We start from the raw sequence: 17158 nt of genomic DNA, 5'->3' as shown, positions 1-17158 counted from the left end.
TCTTCGCTTTCCGGAAGGTCGGCGGCGACCCTACGCGCGGGAAGGGGCATGTCGCCTGAATTTTTTGTCATGAAGCGACGGAAACCCGGACAGGACGGCGTTTCAGCCTGTAGGCTGAACCGTGCGGAGGGCGAATGACGGGTCACGGCGGCGCGGGCGGCGAATACAAGGATCTGGTGGTCTTTCTGGCTGCCGCGGGCGTGATGGTCCCGCTGTTCAACCGGCTGAAGATCAGTCCCATCCTCGGCTTCCTCGCGGCCGGCGTGCTGCTGGGTCCTGACGGGCTGGCCCGCCTGGCCGACACCGCCCCCTGGTTGTCCTGGCTGACCATCTCGGACGCCGGCCAGATCCGCTCCCTGTCCGAGCTGGGCGTCGCCTTCCTGCTGTTCATGATCGGCCTCGAGCTGTCGTGGGAGCGGCTCAAGTCGATGCGCCGGCTGGTGTTCGGCCTCGGCCTGACCCAGGTGGCCGTCTGCACCGTGGCCCTGGCGGCCCTGTTCATGTTCATGGGCCAGACCCTGGTGTCGGCGGCGGTGCTGGGCATGGGCTTTGCCCTGTCCTCGACGGCGGTGGTGATGCCGGTGATGGCCGAGCGCGGCCGGCTGGGTGGTGCGGCGGGGCGGACCACCTTCTCCATCCTGCTGGCGCAAGACCTTGCGGTGGCCCCGATCCTGATCACGGTGACGGTCATGGCCGCCACAGCCCTGGCCGGCGCCACCCCGGCCGGCGAGTTCGACCCTTCGGTCCTGCGTCCGGCGCTGCTGACCCTGGTCCCCGCGGCGGTCGGCCTGGCCATGATCGTGGGGCTGGGACGGCTGGTGCTGCGGCCGATGTTCCGCTCCGTGGCCAAGGCCAAGGCGCGCGGCCAGGGGCAGGAGATGTTCGTCGCCGCCAGCCTGCTGGTCGTCGTCGGCGCCGGCCTGGCGGCCCAGGCGGCGGGACTGTCGATGAGTCTGGGCGCCCTGGTCGCCGGCCTGCTGCTGGCGGAAACCGAGTTCCGGCGCGAGGTCGAACTGTCGATCGAGCCGTTCAAGGGCCTGTTGCTGGGGGTGTTCTTCGTCGGCGTCGGCATCAGCCTCGATCTGGACGCCGTGGCCGCCGATCCGGCGGGTGTGTTCGGACTGGCGCTCGCCCTGACCCTGCTGAAAGCGGGCCTGATCTATGGGACGGCGCGGCTGTGGGGCGTCAAGAACCGCACCGCCATCGAGACAGCGCTGGTGCTGGGCCCGGCCGGCGAGTTCGCCTTCGTCATCCTCGGGGCCGGGATGGTCGAGGGCATCGCCTCGCCGGACTTCACCCGCACCGTGATGCTGGCGGCGACGATCAGCATCTTCACCATCCCCCTGATGGCGCTGATCGCCGACCGCCTGACCCGCAAGCCGGCGGCGGCGCCGGACCTCCCCGCCGAGGCGATGGAGCCGGTCGGGGCGGAAAACCAGGTCCTGATCGTCGGCTTCGGCCGGGTCGGGCGGCTGGTCGGCGAGATGCTGACCGAGCACGGCCAAAGCTATCTGGCGGTCGATTCCAACCCCTCGACCGTGGCCAAGGGCCGGGCCGAAGGCGCCAACGTCTTCTATGGCGACGCCGCGCGCCCCGAGATGATGAGGCTTTGCGGGATCGATACGGCGCGGGCGGTGATTGTGACCATGGATGCGCCGGCCCAGGTGGACGAGGCGGTCCGGACGGCGCGGCAGCTGCGGCCGGACCTGATCCTGATCGCCCGCGCCCGCGACGAACGTCACGCGGTGCGGCTGTACCAGCTTGGGGTCACCGACGCCGTGCCGGAGACGACCGAGGCGGCGCTGCAGCTGGCCGAGAACACCCTCGTCGATCTGGGCGTGCCGATGGGGCTGGTGCTGGCCTCCATTCACGAACGCCGGGACCGGTTCCGAACCCTGTTCCAGGACGCCATGCCCGACAGCGTCGAACGGCCGCGCAAGGCGCGCGCCCTGAGGTCCGCGGTCCGTCCCTGACCCGGTCAAGATGTCGCGGCGTTAACCCCGGCGGTCATCGCCTCATTAATCTCCGCACCCCATTTTGGTCATCGTTGCGTGATGATTGCCCCCGTCGTCAGACGATGACCTTCGGCGGGCGCATGGCATCGCGTTCCGCTTCCTCCCCATCGCTTCGGCGGTCAGTTTTCGATGGCGGGCGTAGAGCCGCCGTTTAGTCGAGTACCCGTTTTATGCGAGATATCGCCCTGTCCCCCTCCCCCTCCGAATCCCAGTCCGAAGCCGAGGCTCCCCGCCTGAACCGGCGTCAGGCGGCCAAGGTCCGCACGCGCCAGAAGGTTCTGGACGCCGCCCGTCAGCTGTTCGCCGAGCGGGGCTACGAGCCGGCCACCATCCGCGACATCGCCAAGGGCGCGGGCATGTCCACCGGCGCCGTGTTCGCCAATTTCCAGGACAAGGCCGAGCTGTTCGAGGCCGTGCTGGCGACGGACCTGGTGCGGCTGACGGATACGATGAAGACGGCCGCCGCGGCCGAGGGTTCGACCCGCGACCGTCTGCTGTCCGCGCTCGGCGCCGGCTACCACGGCTCGCTGGAGCAGCTGCCGCTGGTCCAGGCGGTGATCGCGCGCTCGTGGTTCCAGCCCGTCGCCGCCGAGATGCGCACCCGCGACGCCATCAAGCCGCTGCTCAGCGTCGTCACCGACACCCTGCAGGCCGGCGTGCGCGAGGGCGAACTGCGCCAGGACGCCGACGTCCGGCTGCTGTCCGAGCTGATCTATGACGCCTTCCTGTCCAACTACCGCCGCGCCGCCTACGATGGCTGGTCGACCACCCAGCTGACCGAACGCATGGCCCAGCAGGTCGACGTGATCCTCGCCGGCGCGATCTCGCGGCAGTAGGAACGACCCGGAGACATGTGAAAGGCCGCGACGTCGCCTGTCGCGGCCTTTTTCTTGCGCGCCTTCCAACACACCCCGCCGTCATCCTCGGACTTGATCCGAGGATCAGAGGCGGGAGGCGGACTGTGCGGCGGTGACGCCCGGCGAGCGCGACCGTGCAGGGCTCGATGGAGCACCGGACAGTCTGATCCTCGGATCAAGTCCGAGGATGACGGGAGGGGGCGGGTAGGTCCTGTTTTCAGATGGCAGCTAATGGCCGCTCCCGACCCATTGCGGACCTTGGCGGTCTCACGGATGCTCCCCGACATGACCTTTCCGACGAAGTTCGCTTTCATTCACCCGATCTGGTTCGTCTTGCTCGGACTCATCGCTCTCATCGCGCCGGTCTTCACGATGAGCGCGGACATTGGTGCGATGGTCGCGATGGCATTCATGACCGTCTGGGTTCTCCTGCTGCCACTGGGATGGGCGCACGGCATTTACCGGGGATCGAGGTCCGCGCTTGCAATGATCGGTCCGGTCGGCACGAGCCGTGACTGGGTGTTCTGGGTCGCTGAGGTCGGGGTCGTCTGCGTTCCAATCCTGGCCTTGAGCAGCAACGTATTGGACGGGGGAACGACGGAGCGAGTCTTTGCCGTGGTCACGGTCGCGCTCGCCGCCCTCTATTTCGTCTCTCTATGGCTCGCTTCTGCTGCCTTGGTGGCATCCGAGGATCGGACGCCCAAAGTTGCGGCTCACAGGGTCGTCGGGACTTTCCTGCTAATGGTTTACTGGATGATTGGTGCGTGGGCGATGCGGCGTCGTCTGAGGACAATGCGCGGCACCATTGCAGCTGATGGGCCCGCTATCGCGTAGATGGTTATCTCAACGCCTGCTCTCCACCCTTAGGCCCCGACCGCTCGCGCCCCATCTCAGACAGTCGGAACGTCTGCTAAAGCTACGCTCGCGCGGATGGGAGTGGACTATGCCAGCAGCTACGCCGGAGGACCAAAAGGCGGTATCGGAAATCTACGACGCGCTCTGGGCACTCGTGGATCGCCGGACCCAGCCAGAGCAGTTTCCAGAGTTTGTCGCGACCCGGCATCACGAGAACGCTGTCGAGTTGGCCGGGAACACGGATGGTCTGTTGCTGCTGGCCGCCTACGCGCTCCGCACGGCGATGGCGAAACATGAAGGCTATCACGAGCACATTGATGAGGTGGCCTTTGCGAAGGCCGGAAGCGTCTCTGTGATCATCAGTCGGCTATGATCGCTTCCCACCTTTACGCGGGCGTCTGCTCGCGACCCTCAGCGGTCGTCAGCGGGTGAACCACACCTCAGTGATTCTGGCGTCGCACTTGGCGATCTTCAATGACAGTTGACCACCGCCGAAGGTGGCGATGACGGTGCCGTCCGGCTGCGGTTCTGGCGGTCTGTGGCGGAACACCGACCACCACTCACCTTCGTCTTCGGCCACGACCTCCGGGTATTGCTCAGGGTCGGCAGCGGGAAAGAAATCCGCTTCGACCGCGATGAAGATGGCCTTCGCGGTTTCCGCCGTCGAGACCAGCGGCCTGCCGGGCTCCCCCCAAAGGACGGGGCAGGGTGGTGTCTGCTCATCTGCAAGTGCAGGCGCGGCCACCGATATCGAGACAGCAATCGCCAAGACTCTGACGGCCAAGATGTGCTTCCTCATGGGGCAACCGTGGCACTGCGTATGCGCCGAGGCAATGTCCGCTCCCCACCCTTGGCGGACACTTGAGACCGCCGCTTGTGGCCTGGGAGCCCGCAGCCCTCCGCCTCAGCTCTTCCACCTTAGCGTCGCGGCCTTGACCGGGTTCTGGAACGCCCGCCCCTCGGCCCGGCTCTTCCCCCATTCCCGCTTCAGCTGCTGGTACCATTTCGCCTGTTTGTCGGCGTCGTCGATCCAGATCAGGGCGGGGTCGTAGCGCAGGCCCTCGTTCTGCAGGTTCACCATGCCGCCGTCCTGCTTCAGGAAGGCGACCACGCCCAGCCTCAGGAAGGGTTTGGCGATGGCGAACACCCAGTGGTCGGACCAGAAGATCTGGGTGATCGTGGTCCGGGTCTCCGACCGCGGCGTCAGACAGGTCAGGGCCAGCACCTGCCGCTCGCCGACCTGGATATGCTCCCAGCGGTAGCCGGGCAGGCGGAAGGTGATCTCGGTGGCCGGAGCTCCGCCGAGGATCTTGTAGGCCCGGCTGTTCGACGACGGCGCGTGGCGGACCATGGCGAAGCCAAGCTCGCGCGGCTCGAAGGCCTTGGCCTTCTCGTGCATCGAATGCTCTGAGCGCCACCACCACTGCTGATGCACATAGGGCCCGTGGGCGGGGTCCATCAGGCCGACGACGGCGTGGTCGATGTGGGCGTCGAAATCCATCGATTCGACCAGTTTGGCCTCGCCCCCGACCACGCCGGGAAACACCGGCGGCTCATGGTCGGGCTCGGCCGGGTTGCGCGGGTCCGAGGCGATCCAGACGAAGACCATGCCCTGGCTCTCGCGCACCGGATAGGACCGGACGCGGATGCGCTCCGGCTCATAGTCCTGGGCCTCGACCAGCGAGGGAATGGCGGCGCAGACCCCGTCGGGTCGAAAGCGCCAGCCGTGGTAGCAGCACTCGATGGTCTCGCCCTCGCCGGGCTTCTCGACCAGCCGTCCGGCCGACAGCGGGGCGGCGCGGTGCGGGCAGATGTCGCGCATGGCGTAGACCTGACCGGCCCGGGTGCGACCGACCAGCACCGGCTCGCCCAGAAGCTCGTGCCGTTCCAGCGAGGCCGGCCTCACGTCGCGGGACAGGGCGACGAAATACCAGGCGTCGAGTACGAAGCCCTTGCCGAAGGCGGCGGAGGGCGCCGCGCGGCTTGCGGCGGGGGCGTCAACGGGTAGGGTCTCGGAGGTCATGGCGCTATTCTAGGCCGGACGCCCGGGTCGCCGCCAGACGCTCGAACGTCGATGCTGAAAAGCACTTTACAATGCAAAGCGAGTGACGTATCCGACCGGGACGCTCACGGAGAGACCGCGCCAATGAAGACCGCCCTAATGACCCTGCTCGCCGCCGCCGCCCTGGCGAGCCCGGTCCTGGCCCAGGACAGCCACGGCGCTCACGCTCCGGTCGCCCCCGCCGCCCACGGGCACACGCACGCCGATTTCGAGTCGGGGCGGTTCCACGTCCGCGTCGATGGACCTGAAAGCCCGGTCGGAGACGTCATCCTGATCCCCGGCCTGTCGTCCTCGCCCGAGGTCTGGGACGCGCTGACGGAGGAGCTGAAGGGCCGCTATCGCGTCCATCGCATCCACATCCAGGGCTTCGCCGGCGCGGCCCCCAAGGACAATGCCGAGGGGCCCGTCTCCGCCCCCGTGGCCGAGGACATCGCCCGTTATATCCGCGAACAGGGCCTTGAGAGGCCGGCGGTGATCGGCCATTCGATGGGCGGGACCATCGGCATGATGCTGGCCGCGCGTCACCCGGACAGCGTCGGCAAGTTGATGGTCGTCGACATGGTGCCGTTCATGGGCGCGATGTTCGCCCAGCCGGGCACGACCCCGACGGCCGAGAGCGTCGCCCCTGTGGCCGACATGATCCACCAGGGCATGGCCAACTCGCCCCGCGATCAATACCAGGCCCAGGCCGATGCCCAGATCGTAGGGATGATCAACACCGAAGCCCTGCGCGCCGGTCCCCTCGAGGACAGCCGGAACAGCGACCAGAAGGTTTCCGCCGCCGCCTTCCGGGAATTGATCGTCACCGACCTGCGGGCCGAACTGGCCCGCATCACCGCCCCGACCACGGTCCTCTATGTGAAGTTCAACGACCCGAGAATGACGGAGGAGATGGTGGACGGCATCTACCGCGGCTCGTTCGCGACCCTGCCGGGCGCCACCCTCAAGCGGATCGACGACAGCGCCCACTTCATCATGCTGGACCAGCCCGCGATCTTCGCCGCCGAGGTGAACGCGTTTTTAGAATAGGCCCCTCCAGGGTCATGGTTTCGGCGGAAACGCCCCTCACGGTCGCGTGACGATGTGAGGGGCGTTTGCGTGTGTCCGGCGAACGGCTAAGACCGGATCGGACAGGATGAGGTTTCGATGGCGGGTTCCGGCTTCAGCTTCGGGCGGGGCGGCGGCGGCGGCGGGCAGCCGAAGCCGGCGCGCACGACCATGCAGCGGCTGATCTACTGGGGATCGGTGCTGGCCGTCTGGGCCCTCATCTTCCTGGTGGTCTTCTTCGCCGTCTTCGCGCGGGATCTGCCCGACACCTCGACCCTGTACAATGTCGATCGCCAGCCCTCGATCACCTACCTCGATCGCAACGGGGCCCTGATCGCCGTGCGCGGCAGCCAGATGGCCCCGCCGGCCGATCTGGACGCCCTGCCCGACTATGTCCCGGCGGCCTTCATCGCCATCGAGGACCGGCGTTTCTATCACCACCCGGGCTTCGATCCCGTAGGCATGACCCGCGCCATCGCGGCCAACATGCGCGCGGGCCGGGTGGTGCAGGGCGGCTCGACCCTGACCCAGCAGCTTGCCAAGAACCTGTTCCTGAGCCCGGACCAGAACATGAAGCGCAAGGTCCAGGAGCTGATGCTGGCCGTGTGGCTGGAGATGAAATTCTCCAAGGAGGAGATTCTCGCCCTCTATCTGAACCGGGTCTATTTCGGCGCCGGCGCCTACGGCATCGAAGCCGCCTCGCAGCGCTATTTCGACAAGGGCGCCAAGGATCTGACGGTCGGCGAGGCGGCCTTGCTGGCCGGCCTGCTGAAGGCTCCGTCGCGCTATTCGCCGGTGTCGGAGAGCGAGCGGGCGGCGACCCGGGCCACCGTGGTGCTGAACGAGATGGTCGACGCCGGCGTGATCACGCCGGAACAGCGCGCCCAAGCCGTGACCGAGCCGGTGCGGGTGTCGCGCACCCTGGCCAGCCAGCATGCGCAGTATTTCGTGGACTGGCTGGACAAGCAGATCCGGGAGCTGGTGGGCGAACCGACCGAGGACATGATCGTCGAGACGACGCTGGACCTGACCCTGCAGACTTCGGCCGAGCGGGCGGTGCGCCGCATCCTCGAGCGCGACCGCTCCAGGGGCGTGCAGCAGGCGGCGCTGGTGGCGCTGGATGGCGAGGGCCGGGTGCGCGCCATGATTGGCGGGGCTTCCTATGCCGACAGCCAGTTCAACCGGGCGGTGGACGCGCGCCGCCAGGCCGGCTCGGCGTGGAAGCCCTTCGTCTATCTGACCGCGCTGGAGAGCGGCTACACGCCCCAGACCCTGGTCAATGACGCCCCGATCCGCATCGGCAACTGGTCGCCGCGCAACTATTCCGGCTCCTTCGCCGGCGAGATGACCCTCGCCAATGCTGTGGCCCAGTCGACCAATACGGTGGCGGCGGGTCTGGCCGATCAGATCGGCCGCGACAACGTCGCCCGCACCGCGCGCCGCCTCGGCATCACCTCGCGCATCGGGCTGGAGCCGGCCATGGCTCTGGGCGCCGTCGAGGTCTCGCCGCTGGACATGGCCCAGGCCTATGACGCCTTCGCCAACGGCGGCAAGCGCGTCCGGGCCTATGGCATCAGCCGCATCCGTACCCCGCAGGGCCGGGTCATCTACCAGCGCGCCAGCCGCGAGCCGGGCTCGGTTCAGGCCATCTCGAACCCCTTCCTCTATTACCAGAACCAGATGTTGCGCGGGGTCATGACCTCGGGCACCGGGCGCTCGGCGGCCATCGCCGGACGCGACACGGCGGGCAAGACCGGCACCACCTCGGACTACAAGGACGCCTGGTTCGTCGGCTACACCGGCGGCTTCGTCACGGCGGTCTGGGTGGGCAAGGACGACAACACCCCGATGCGCGGCGTCACCGGCGGTTCGTCCCCGGCCGCCATCTGGCGCGGTTTCATGGAGGCGGCCCTGCCCCGCCTGAACGCGCCGCCGATCCCCGACGGACCGGCCATGCCCGAGGGCTGGCAACCGCCCAGCCCGGTCGAGAACCTGATCGGCCAGATCGGCGACCTGTTCGGCGACAATCCGCCGGCGGACCCGTCCGCCGAGCCGCTGGACGAGGGCCTGATGGAGCCGCCGGCGCAACGCCCGGCCACCCCCGGCCGCAACGAGCCGCCGGTCCTGCGTCCGACCCAGCCGCAGCCCCAGCGCGACCCGGCCCCGCAACCCGACCCGGCCCCGCCGCCCGAGAAGAAGGCCGATCCGCTGTTCTTCTGAGGACCCTACCGCCCCACCGCGTGCAGGGCGGGGCCGTTCTCACGCAGCCATTTGCGGAACGGCCGGTGGTCTCCGACCAGCGTCTGAACCACCGCCCAATAGGCCGGGCTGTGGTCGGCGTGAACCAGATGCGCGACCTCGTGGGCGGCCAGATAGTCGGCCACGGCGGGCGGGGCCATGATCACGCGCCAGCTGTAGCGGATCGAGCGGTTGTGCGGGCTGCAGGAGCCCCAGCGGCTCCTGGTGTCGGCGATCGAGACCTTCACCGGCCGCTGGCCCAGGGTGCGCAGATGATGCTCGGTCCGCTCGACCAGCACCTGCCGCGCCAGACGTTTGATGAGGTTCTCGACCCGACGCGAGAAGGCCTCGCCCTCGCCGCCGGACTGGATAACCGGGCCGTCGGGCGCATCGATCAGGCGCGCCGCGCCCGCGCCGCCGGTCGCGACCAGCCGGGTGTCCCGGCCGAACAGGGGAATCGCCGCGCCGGGTTCGAGCGGCGATCCCTCCGGCCGCTCGGCCAGCCGCTGACGCATCCAGCCGGCCTTGGTGCGGGCGAAGGCGACGGCCTGGGCGAGGCCGCGTTCGGACGGGGCGACCAGCACGGCCTCTCCCGCGCGGCCGTCGATGCGGATCGACAGCCGCCGGGCGCGCGGATTGACCGACAGCCGGGCCGGAACGCCGACGGCGTCAGGCGGCAGCCGCTGGCCGTTCCGGTACTGCACAGAGCGCCTCGTTGCTGGCGATGAAGTCGCGCACCCGCGGATAGATGTCATCGCGGAAGCGGCGACCGTTGAAGACCCCGTAATGGCCCACCTCGGGGTGGACGTACAGGGTGCGCCGCTCGTCGGTCAGGCTGGAACACAGGCCATGCGCCGCCTGGGTCTGGCCGACGCCGGAGATGTCGTCCTTACCCCCCTCGACCGTCATCAGGCCGATGTCGGTGATCTTCGTCACGTCGACCTTGCGCCCGCGATGCTCCAGCAGGCCGCGCGGCAGCAGGTGCTGCTGGAACACGATGTCGATGGTCTGGAGGTAGAATTCCTCGGTCAGGTCCAGCACCGAGAGGTACTCGTTGTAGAACTCCTCGTGCTTCTCCACCCCGTCGCCATCGCCGTTGACGAGGTGCTGGAAATACTCGTGGTGCGCGTCGCGGTGCCGCTCCTCGTTCATCGACATGAAGCTGTAGAGCTGGACGAAGCCCGGATAGACCCGCCGCCCGAAGCCCGGATAGGGCCATGGCACGGTGTGGATCATGTTCGATTTGAACCAGGCGAACGGCTTCTGCTCGGCCAGTTCATTGGTCACCGTCGGCGACAGCCGCGCATCGATCGGCGAGCCCATGAAGGTCATGGAGGCGGGCCGGTTGGGGTCCTCGTCCTCCGCCATCAGGGCGCAGGCGGCCAGCACCGGCGGTCCCGGCTGGCAGACGCCGACCACATGAGCCCGCGGCCCGATCACGCCCAGCATGGTCCGCACGTGGTCGATGTAGTCGAAGAAGTCGAACCGCCCCTCCAGCATCGGAACCTGCCGGGCGTTGACCCAGTCGGTGACATAGACGTCGTGGTCCTGCAGGAAGCCCTCCACCGTGCCGCGCAGCAGGGTGGCGTAGTGGCCGGACAGCGGGGCGACGATCAGCACCGCCGGCGCCGAGGTCGGCTTTCCGGCCCGCTTGAGATCGCCGATGTGGCGGGCGAAGCGCACCAGCCGGCACCAGGGCGAGGACCAGACCACCTGTTCCGTGGTGCGGACCGGCCGGTCTGCGATGGTGACGACCTCCAGCCCCCAGGCCGGCTTGCCGTAGCGGCGCGTGACGCTCTCGAACAGCTCGGCCGAGGCCCAGGCGGTGCGCGCAAGGGCGGTGTCAGCCGCCGGATTGAACGGAGAACTCCAGAACTGGCGGGCCATCTGGGCCCCGATCCGGAACGGCGTCGCCGAATGGTAGGCGAGCTCGTGAAGCGAATAAAGCATGCGTGTCCTGAGACGGCCCCCGCCGGTATATGGCAGGGCAGCATAGAACGCGCCGCACTGCAAAAAGATTATCGGCGATCACATTGTAGTGGGCCGCGGTCACAGGTCTCCGCCCTGTCGACCCGACGCAGCGGGTCGTCGGGCCGCGGTAACAAGGCTCCGCCTTGTCGACACGACGCGGCCGGTCAGCCCCGCGCCATCGCCCGCTCGATCACCTCGGCCGAGCGGTCGGGCCCCAGCTCCTCGGCCACCGCTGTGCGGAACTTGCCGTCCGGACCCATCAGATAGACGGTCAGGGAGTGGTTCATGGTGTAGCCCTCGCCCTCTCCAACCTTCTGGTAGTAGGCCTTGTAGGCGTCAGCGGCGGCCTTCACCTGTGCCGGCGTGCCGGTCAGGCCGATGACGCCCTCGGGGAAGCCGTCTGAGGACAGGTAGTCCTTCAGGGCCTGCGGCGTGTCGCGCTCGGGGTCGATGCTGATGAAGACGATCTGCAGGTCCTTCGCCTTGTCGCCCAGCCGCTGTTTGGTGGCGTCGAGGGCGGCCAGGGTGGTCGGGCAGAAGTCGGGGCAGTAGGTGAAGCCGAAGAAGACCAGCGACCATTTGCCTTCCAGCATCGACTGGTCGACCGGCCGGCCATCGTGATCGACCAGCTGGAACGGGCCGCCGACGTCGGCCTGCCCGCTCGTTATCACCTCGCCCGCGCGCGGGGCGCCGGACGGGCGGCTGACCAGCACCAGGGTGGTCACGATCAGGGCCGCGGCGATGACGGCGCAGGCGGCGGCGAAAAGCAGGATGGAACGACGCGGCATAACGGCCCCCGGCAAGACGCGCCATGCGGGCGCGGCTGGTCTATAGAAGACGTGTGAGCCCGACCCAAGAGCCCCCATCGCCGCAGTTCGACGCCCCGGATGGCGGCCGTCGCTTCAGCGGCTGGCGCAACCTGCCGCGCCGCAGTCGGGGCCTGTCGCTCCGGACCCTCGTGATCCTGCGCTGGCTGGCCATCGCCGGGCAGAGCGCCACCATCTTCGTCGCCACCGCCTGGTTCCATTTCGACCTGCCGCTATGGGGCTGTCTGGCCGCCATCGCCGCCAGCGTGGCGATGAACCTGAACGCCACCGCCCGGCTGAGGCGAAGCGACGGCTCGCTGCCGGACGGGTCGATGACCGCGGCGCACCTCGGCTTCGACATCCTGCAGCTGTCGGTCCTGCTGGCCTTGACCGGCGGGCTGCAGAACCCCTTCTGCCTGCTGCTGGTGGCGCCGGTGACGGTGGCGGCGGCCTCGCTGCCGGGCCGTCAGGCGGCGCTGATGGGGCTGATGGTGCTGCTGGCCACGGTCGGCCTGTTCTTCTTCTCGATGCCGCTGCCGTGGCAGGCGGGGACCGAACTGGAGCTGCCGCCGCTGTATCGCTTCGGCACCGGGCTGGCGCTGATCACCGGCGTGGTCTTCACCGCCGCCTATGCGTGGCGCGTGGCGGCGGACGCCGAGAAGCTGGAGCTGGCCCTCGCCACGACACAGGACGTGCTGCAGCGCGAGCAGCGGCTGGCGGCGCTGGGCGGGCTGGCGGCGGCGGCGGCGCATGAACTGGGCACGCCGCTGGCGACCATCCAGGTCGTCGCGCGCGAACTGCTGCGGGCCTCGGCGAAGGACGGGCCGGCGGCCGAGGACGCGGCCCTGATCCTGCAGCAGGCCGAACGCTGCCGGGATATTCTCAAACAGCTGTCGCAGCAGCCGGAGGAAGGCGACGCCGCCTTCGCCGAGGTCGGGCTCAAGGCCCTGCTTGAAGAGGTGGTGGAGCCGCACCGGGGCTTCGACCTGGCCTTCGAGGTCAAGGTGCGGACCGCGTCGGGCGAAGCCGCGCCGCGCGTGCGCCGCCTGCCCGAGGTGGTGCACGGTCTGTCCACCCTGATCGAGAACGCCGCCGACTTCGCCACCAGCCGGGTGCGGGTGCAGGCCCTGGTCGACGCCGGCTTCATCGAGATCGAGGTCGTCGACGACGGCCCCGGCTTCCCGCCCGACATTCTGCCGCGACTGGGCGAGCCCTATGTCACCAGCCGGCCGCAGGGCAAGGCGCGCCGGGCGCTGGCCGCCCAGATCGCCGCCTCTGTCGCCGCCGCCGCGCCCGGCCGCAAGGGCCGCAAGGGCGCCAGCGGTCGAAAGGTCGTGCCCGAGCCCGAAGCCATCGCCCCCAGCCAGGGCGGCATGGGCCTGGGATTCTTCATCGCCCGCACCCTGCTGGAGCGGACCGGAGGCCGGGTCATGGTGGGTCCGGGCGACCCGGCCCCGACGGCGCAGAAGGGACAACCCCAGAAAACCCAGCCCCGGGGAGCGCGCGTCGCCGTGCGCTGGTCCCGGCCGGCCCTTGAAGCGGCGCCGTCGTGATGTCGCACCCCCGCGCTGAACCTTGACCGCAGCCCCGCCGTTACCGACTTCAGCCGCAAGGAGAACATCGATGCCCGAGAGCGAAGACCGGATCGCCGCCCTGGCGGACAAGACCCTGCTGCTGCTCGACGACGACAACGCCTTGCGGACCCGTCTGGGCCGGGCTCTGGAGAGCCGGGGCTTCGAGGTCGTCACGGCCGGCTCGGTCGCCGAAGCCCGCGAGGCGCTGCGCACCTCCGTCCCCGCCTTCGCCGTGCTGGATATGCGGCTTGAGGACGGCAACGGCCTGAAGGTGGTCGAGGCCATCCGCGAGCGGCGCGAGGATTCCCGCATCGTCATGCTGACCGGCTATGGCGCCATCGCCACCGCCGTGGCGGCGGTGAAGGCCGGGGCGGTCGACTATCTGCAGAAGCCGGCCGACGCCGATGACGTGGTCAAGGCCCTGCTGATGACCGGCGAGGCCCCCGAGCCGCCCGAAAACCCGATGAGCGCCGACCGGGTGCGCTGGGAACATATCCAGCGGGTCTATGAGCTGTGCGACCACAATGTCTCGGAGACGGCGCGGCGGCTGGGCATGCACCGGCGGACGCTGCAGCGGATTTTGGCCAAGCGGGCGCCGCGGTAAGAACAGGGCGGCAGGCAGCGACCATGAAAAAGGCCCCGGCGTTTCCACCGGGGCCTTCTTTCGTTCAGCGCTGACGTCGCCGGTTAGCGACGGCTACGACCGCGATCACGGTCGCCGCCGCCTTCACGCTTCGGACGGCCGCCGGTGTCTTCCGACATCGGGGGCTCGCCGCGCTCGGCGCGCTCGGCGTTGATCTTGTCGGTCAGGTCCTCGCCGGTTTCCTGATCGACGACCTTCATCGACAGCTTGGTCTTGCCGCGGTCGTCCATGCCCAGGAACTTCACCTTCACTTCCTGACCTTCGGTCAGGACGTCGGCGGGGTTGGCGACGCGCTCCATGCTGATCTGCGACACGTGGACGAGACCGTCCTTGGCGCCGAAGAAGTTCACGAAGGCGCCGAAGTCGACGACCTTCACGACCTTGCCTGTGTAGATCATGCCGGGCTCGGGCTCGGACACGATCGACGAGATCCAGGCCTTGGCGGCGTCGATCTTCTCCTGCTCGGAGGCGGCGATCTTCACCGTGCCGTCGTCCTCGATATTGATCTTGGCGCCGGTCTTTTCGACGATCTCGCGGATGATCTTGCCGCCGGTGCCGATGATGTCGCGGATCTTGTCGGTCGGAACCTTGATCTGCTCGATCTTGGGCGCGAACTCGCCCAGCTCGGTGCGGGCGCCATCGATGGCCTTGTCCATCTCGTCGAGGATGTGCAGGCGGCCGGCCGAAGCCTGGGCGATGGCCTTGCGCATGATCTCTTCGGTGATGCCGGCGACCTTGATGTCCATCTGCAGGCTGGTGATGCCTTCGCGCGTGCCGGCCACCTTGAAGTCCATGTCGCCGAGGTGATCCTCGTCACCGAGGATGTCGGACAGGATGGCGAACTCGCCCGAGGGCTCGAGGATCAGGCCCATGGCGATGCCGGAGACCGGACGCTTCAGCGGCACGCCGGCGTCCATCAGGGCGAGCGACGAGCCGCAGACCGTGGCCATCGACGAGGAGCCGTTGGACTCGGTGATCTCGGACACCAGACGGATGGTGTAGGGGAATTCTTCCGACGACGGCAGCATCGGACGGATCGCCCGCCAGGCCAGCTTGCCGTGACCGATTTCCCGACGGCCCGCGCCGCCCATCCGACCGGTCTCGCCGACCGAATAGGGCGGGAAGTTGTAGTGCAGGAGGAACTTCTCCTTGTACGTCCCGCTCAGGGCGTCGACGTACTGCTCGTCCTCGCCGGTGCCGAGGGTGGCGACGACGATGGCCTGGGTTTCACCGCGGGTGAACAGGGCCGAGCCGTGGGTGCGCGGGAAGATGCCGACTTCCGAGACAATGTCACGGACCTTGTCGAGGGCGCGGCCATCGACGCGGTGGCCGTTGTCGATGATGTCGCGACGCAGGACGTGGGCTTCGCATTCCTTGAAGGCGGTGGAGAATTTGGAGGCGTCGACGCCGTCCGGGTTCTCGTCGGTCTTTACCAGCTTCTCGGCGGCCTTCTTCTTGGCCATGTCCACGCCCGAGCGACGATCGTACTTGCCAACGTGGGTGTAGGCGGCCTTGATGTCCTCGCCGACCAGCGACTGGATCGAGGCGACGATGTCCGAGACGTCGTCAGCCTGGAAGTCGAACGGCTCCTTGGCGGCGTGTTCGGCCAGGTCGATGATCGCGTCGATCACCGGCTGCATGCCGCGATGCGCGAACATCAGGGCGTTCAGCATGATCTCTTCCGACAGCTCCTTGGCTTCGGATTCGACCATCATCAGGGCGTCCTGGGTGCCGGCGACGACGAGGTCGAGCTGGCTGTCGGGCATCTGGTCGAGGGTCGGGTTGAGCACCAGCTCGCCGTCGATGTAGCCGACGCGGGCCGAGCCGATCGGGCCCATGAAGGGCACGCCCGAGATGGTCAGGGCGGCCGAGGCGGCGATCATGCCCAGCACGTCCGGATCGTTCTCCATGTCGTGCTGGAGGACGGTGACGACGACCTGGGTCTCGTTCTTGAAGCCCTTGACGAACAGCGGGCGGATCGGGCGGTCGATCAGGCGGGAGACCAGGGTCTCCTTCTCGGTGGGACGGCCTTCACGCTTGAAATAGCCGCCCGGGATCTTGCCGGCGGCGAAGGTTTTTTCCTGGTAGTTGACGGTCAGCGGGAAGAAATCCAGGCCCGGCTTCGGCGCGCGACCGTAGACGACGGTGGCGAGGACGACGGTCTCGCCGTAGGTGGCCAGAACGGCGCCGTCGGCCTGGCGGGCGATGCGGCCCGTTTCCAGCGTCAGCGGGCGGCCGGCCCAATCGATCGTCTTGCGTTTGATATCGAACATGTTTCGTCTTTCGTATCCCGCGGGCGGATTCCGCGCGGGGTCCCATCAGTGGGTGGAGCGTCGGGCGTTCAGTCCTTCGGTCCATGGGCGGCCGCGCCATCGCGAACCGTCCGGGAGTGGTGAGGACCGGTTTCAGCCCTCGCGTCTGCGCCGGATAATACCGCGGCGCGCGGTTTGGTTCTGGATGCGGAACGAGGCGCGGACATGGCCCGCGCCTCGAAAAACTCTTCCGCTCGTCCCGGCGCCTCTTAGCGGCGCAGGTTCAGCTTGGTGATCAGCGCCGTGTAGCGCTCGCGATCGACCTTCGACAGGTGGTCAAGAAGGCGACGACGCTGCGAGACCATCTTGAGCAGGCCGCGGCGCGAGTGGTTGTCCTTCTTGTGCGTCTTGAAGTGCTCGGTGAGGTTGGCGATGCGTTCCGAAAGGATCGCGACCTGGACCTCGGCCGAACCGGTGTCGCCCTCGGTGCGGGCGTTGTCGGCGATGACTTCGTGTTTGCGTTCAGCAGTAATCGACATCGGGGGAGCTCCTAAAGGAGGTTGAAAACGCGGTCGGGTTCTAGCCGGCCGGCCCGCAACTGACCGAGAGCGACGAGGGTCTGGCCCTGAAAGGCTGAAACGGTTCTGGAGCCCTCCCGAAGGCGGCTCTTCAACGTTTCGACCTGTCTGGGGAGCAGAACGATCGGCCGTCCCTGCCGAAGCGAGAAGGCGTCTTGATCCGTCACGGCCAGCTCCGGGATGTCGTCCAGGGCGGTCGCGACGGGAAGCAAGCCTTCCGAGGCGGCGTCCCTATGCACCAGATCGGTCAGGAAATCCAG

General features: G+C 68.2%; 15 protein-coding genes and 1 pseudogene. 8 read left to right on the top strand and 8 right to left on the bottom strand.

All coding sequences use genetic code 11. The annotated features are described in order from the left end of the window. Positions 1 to 134 precede the first annotated feature (134 nt). The 4 genes from V6M45_RS13160 (at position 135) to V6M45_RS13145 (ending at position 4100) form a co-directional block, all read left to right on the top strand. A complete protein-coding gene (locus V6M45_RS13160) occupies positions 135 to 1973 on the top strand; it encodes a cation:proton antiporter domain-containing protein (RefSeq protein WP_332656990.1) in 1839 nt (612 codons plus the stop codon). A 212-nt stretch (positions 1974 to 2185) separates the two neighbouring features. Further along, complete coding sequence (locus V6M45_RS13155; protein ID WP_332656989.1) at positions 2186 to 2851, top strand: TetR/AcrR family transcriptional regulator; 666 nt, start codon at positions 2186 to 2188, stop codon at positions 2849 to 2851. 306 nt (positions 2852 to 3157) lie between these two features. Further along, on the top strand, positions 3158 to 3706 hold the full coding sequence (locus V6M45_RS13150) for a hypothetical protein (protein ID WP_332656988.1): 549 nt from the start codon (positions 3158 to 3160) through the stop codon (positions 3704 to 3706). Between the two features lie 109 nt (positions 3707 to 3815). Further along, positions 3816 to 4100, top strand: a complete 285-nt coding sequence (locus tag V6M45_RS13145; RefSeq protein ID WP_332656987.1) for an Imm32 family immunity protein — start codon at positions 3816 to 3818, stop codon at positions 4098 to 4100. 48 nt (positions 4101 to 4148) lie between these two features. On the opposite strand, the gene V6M45_RS13140 is transcribed toward V6M45_RS13145, so the two are convergent. Both V6M45_RS13140 and V6M45_RS13135 read right to left on the bottom strand, forming a co-directional pair. Continuing rightward, positions 4149 to 4511, bottom strand: a complete 363-nt coding sequence (locus V6M45_RS13140; RefSeq protein WP_332656986.1) for a hypothetical protein — start codon at positions 4509 to 4511, stop codon at positions 4149 to 4151. Positions 4512 to 4631: 120 nt separating this feature from the next. Beyond that, positions 4632 to 5750, bottom strand: a complete 1119-nt coding sequence (locus V6M45_RS13135; protein WP_332656985.1) for an aromatic ring-hydroxylating dioxygenase subunit alpha — start codon at positions 5748 to 5750, stop codon at positions 4632 to 4634. Between the two features lie 123 nt (positions 5751 to 5873). Between V6M45_RS13135 and V6M45_RS13130 the strand changes: the two genes are divergently transcribed. Both V6M45_RS13130 and V6M45_RS13125 read left to right on the top strand, forming a co-directional pair. Further along, positions 5874 to 6818: an alpha/beta fold hydrolase gene (locus tag V6M45_RS13130; RefSeq protein ID WP_332656984.1), complete on the top strand. Its 945-nt coding sequence runs from the start codon at positions 5874 to 5876 to the stop codon at positions 6816 to 6818. 117 nt (positions 6819 to 6935) lie between these two features. Next, positions 6936 to 9056 (top strand): transglycosylase domain-containing protein, encoded by a 2121-nt coding sequence (locus tag V6M45_RS13125; RefSeq protein ID WP_332656983.1) that lies wholly within the window; start codon positions 6936 to 6938, stop codon positions 9054 to 9056. Positions 9057 to 9061: 5 nt separating this feature from the next. On the opposite strand, the gene V6M45_RS13120 is transcribed toward V6M45_RS13125, so the two are convergent. From V6M45_RS13120 to V6M45_RS13110, 3 genes are all read right to left on the bottom strand, one after another. Next, the gene (locus V6M45_RS13120) at positions 9062 to 9778 is read right to left on the bottom strand and encodes a M48 family metallopeptidase (protein WP_332656982.1); all 717 of its coding nucleotides are present in this window, start codon (positions 9776 to 9778) and stop codon (positions 9062 to 9064) included. Next, a complete protein-coding gene (locus V6M45_RS13115; RefSeq protein ID WP_332656981.1) occupies positions 9744 to 11024 on the bottom strand; it encodes a polyhydroxyalkanoate depolymerase in 1281 nt (426 codons plus the stop codon). The genes V6M45_RS13120 and V6M45_RS13115 overlap by 35 nt, the downstream gene beginning before the upstream one ends. Positions 11025 to 11209: 185 nt before the next feature. Beyond that, on the bottom strand, positions 11210 to 11833 hold the full coding sequence (locus V6M45_RS13110) for an SCO family protein (RefSeq protein WP_332656980.1): 624 nt from the start codon (positions 11831 to 11833) through the stop codon (positions 11210 to 11212). A 53-nt stretch (positions 11834 to 11886) separates the two neighbouring features. Here V6M45_RS13110 and V6M45_RS13105 point away from each other — a divergent pair, with 53 nt between their 5' ends. Continuing rightward, positions 11887 to 13404 carry an ActS/PrrB/RegB family redox-sensitive histidine kinase gene (locus V6M45_RS13105; protein ID WP_332656979.1) on the top strand — a complete coding sequence of 506 codons (1518 nt, stop codon included), beginning with the start codon at positions 11887 to 11889 and terminating at the stop codon, positions 13402 to 13404. A gap of 70 nt (positions 13405 to 13474) precedes the next feature. Then, the gene (locus tag V6M45_RS13100; protein WP_332656978.1) at positions 13475 to 14029 is read left to right on the top strand and encodes an ActR/PrrA/RegA family redox response regulator transcription factor; all 555 of its coding nucleotides are present in this window, start codon (positions 13475 to 13477) and stop codon (positions 14027 to 14029) included. Between the two features lie 83 nt (positions 14030 to 14112). Here V6M45_RS13100 and pnp read toward each other — a convergent pair whose 3' ends face one another. The 3 genes and pseudogenes from pnp to V6M45_RS13085 all read right to left on the bottom strand — a co-directional run. Beyond that, the gene (gene pnp, locus V6M45_RS13095) at positions 14113 to 16341 is read right to left on the bottom strand and encodes a polyribonucleotide nucleotidyltransferase (protein WP_332656977.1); all 2229 of its coding nucleotides are present in this window, start codon (positions 16339 to 16341) and stop codon (positions 14113 to 14115) included. Positions 16342 to 16589: 248 nt separating this feature from the next. After that, a complete protein-coding gene (rpsO, locus tag V6M45_RS13090) occupies positions 16590 to 16859 on the bottom strand; it encodes a 30S ribosomal protein S15 (protein WP_298744151.1) in 270 nt (89 codons plus the stop codon). Positions 16860 to 16870: 11 nt separating this feature from the next. After that, positions 16871 to 17158: pseudogene (locus V6M45_RS13085) on the bottom strand (tRNA pseudouridine(55) synthase TruB); the annotation flags it as partial.

Source organism: Brevundimonas sp. (assembly GCF_036676055.1).
GTDB lineage: Bacteria > Pseudomonadota > Alphaproteobacteria > Caulobacterales > Caulobacteraceae > Brevundimonas.
Note: the sequence above shows the minus strand (reverse complement) of the source record. Positions and strands in the feature narration are given on the sequence as shown.

What these genes read in the sequence shown, in the direction of transcription:
- V6M45_RS13160 (WP_332656990.1), top strand. Translation starts at nt 135, where the DNA reads ATGACGGGTCACGGCGGCGCGGGCGGCGAATACAAGGATCTGGTGGTC.
- V6M45_RS13155 (WP_332656989.1), top strand. Translation starts at nt 2,186, where the DNA reads ATGCGAGATATCGCCCTGTCCCCCTCCCCCTCCGAATCCCAGTCCGAA.
- V6M45_RS13150 (WP_332656988.1), top strand. Translation starts at nt 3,158, where the DNA reads ATGACCTTTCCGACGAAGTTCGCTTTCATTCACCCGATCTGGTTCGTC.
- V6M45_RS13145 (WP_332656987.1), top strand. Translation starts at nt 3,816, where the DNA reads ATGCCAGCAGCTACGCCGGAGGACCAAAAGGCGGTATCGGAAATCTAC.
- V6M45_RS13135 (WP_332656985.1), bottom strand. Translation starts at nt 5,750, where the DNA reads ATGACCTCCGAGACCCTACCCGTTGACGCCCCCGCCGCAAGCCGCGCG.
- V6M45_RS13130 (WP_332656984.1), top strand. Translation starts at nt 5,874, where the DNA reads ATGAAGACCGCCCTAATGACCCTGCTCGCCGCCGCCGCCCTGGCGAGC.
- V6M45_RS13125 (WP_332656983.1), top strand. Translation starts at nt 6,936, where the DNA reads ATGGCGGGTTCCGGCTTCAGCTTCGGGCGGGGCGGCGGCGGCGGCGGG.
- V6M45_RS13115 (WP_332656981.1), bottom strand. Translation starts at nt 11,024, where the DNA reads ATGCTTTATTCGCTTCACGAGCTCGCCTACCATTCGGCGACGCCGTTC.
- V6M45_RS13110 (WP_332656980.1), bottom strand. Translation starts at nt 11,833, where the DNA reads ATGCCGCGTCGTTCCATCCTGCTTTTCGCCGCCGCCTGCGCCGTCATC.
- V6M45_RS13100 (WP_332656978.1), top strand. Translation starts at nt 13,475, where the DNA reads ATGCCCGAGAGCGAAGACCGGATCGCCGCCCTGGCGGACAAGACCCTG.
- pnp (WP_332656977.1), bottom strand. Translation starts at nt 16,341, where the DNA reads ATGTTCGATATCAAACGCAAGACGATCGATTGGGCCGGCCGCCCGCTG.
- rpsO (WP_298744151.1), bottom strand. Translation starts at nt 16,859, where the DNA reads ATGTCGATTACTGCTGAACGCAAACACGAAGTCATCGCCGACAACGCC.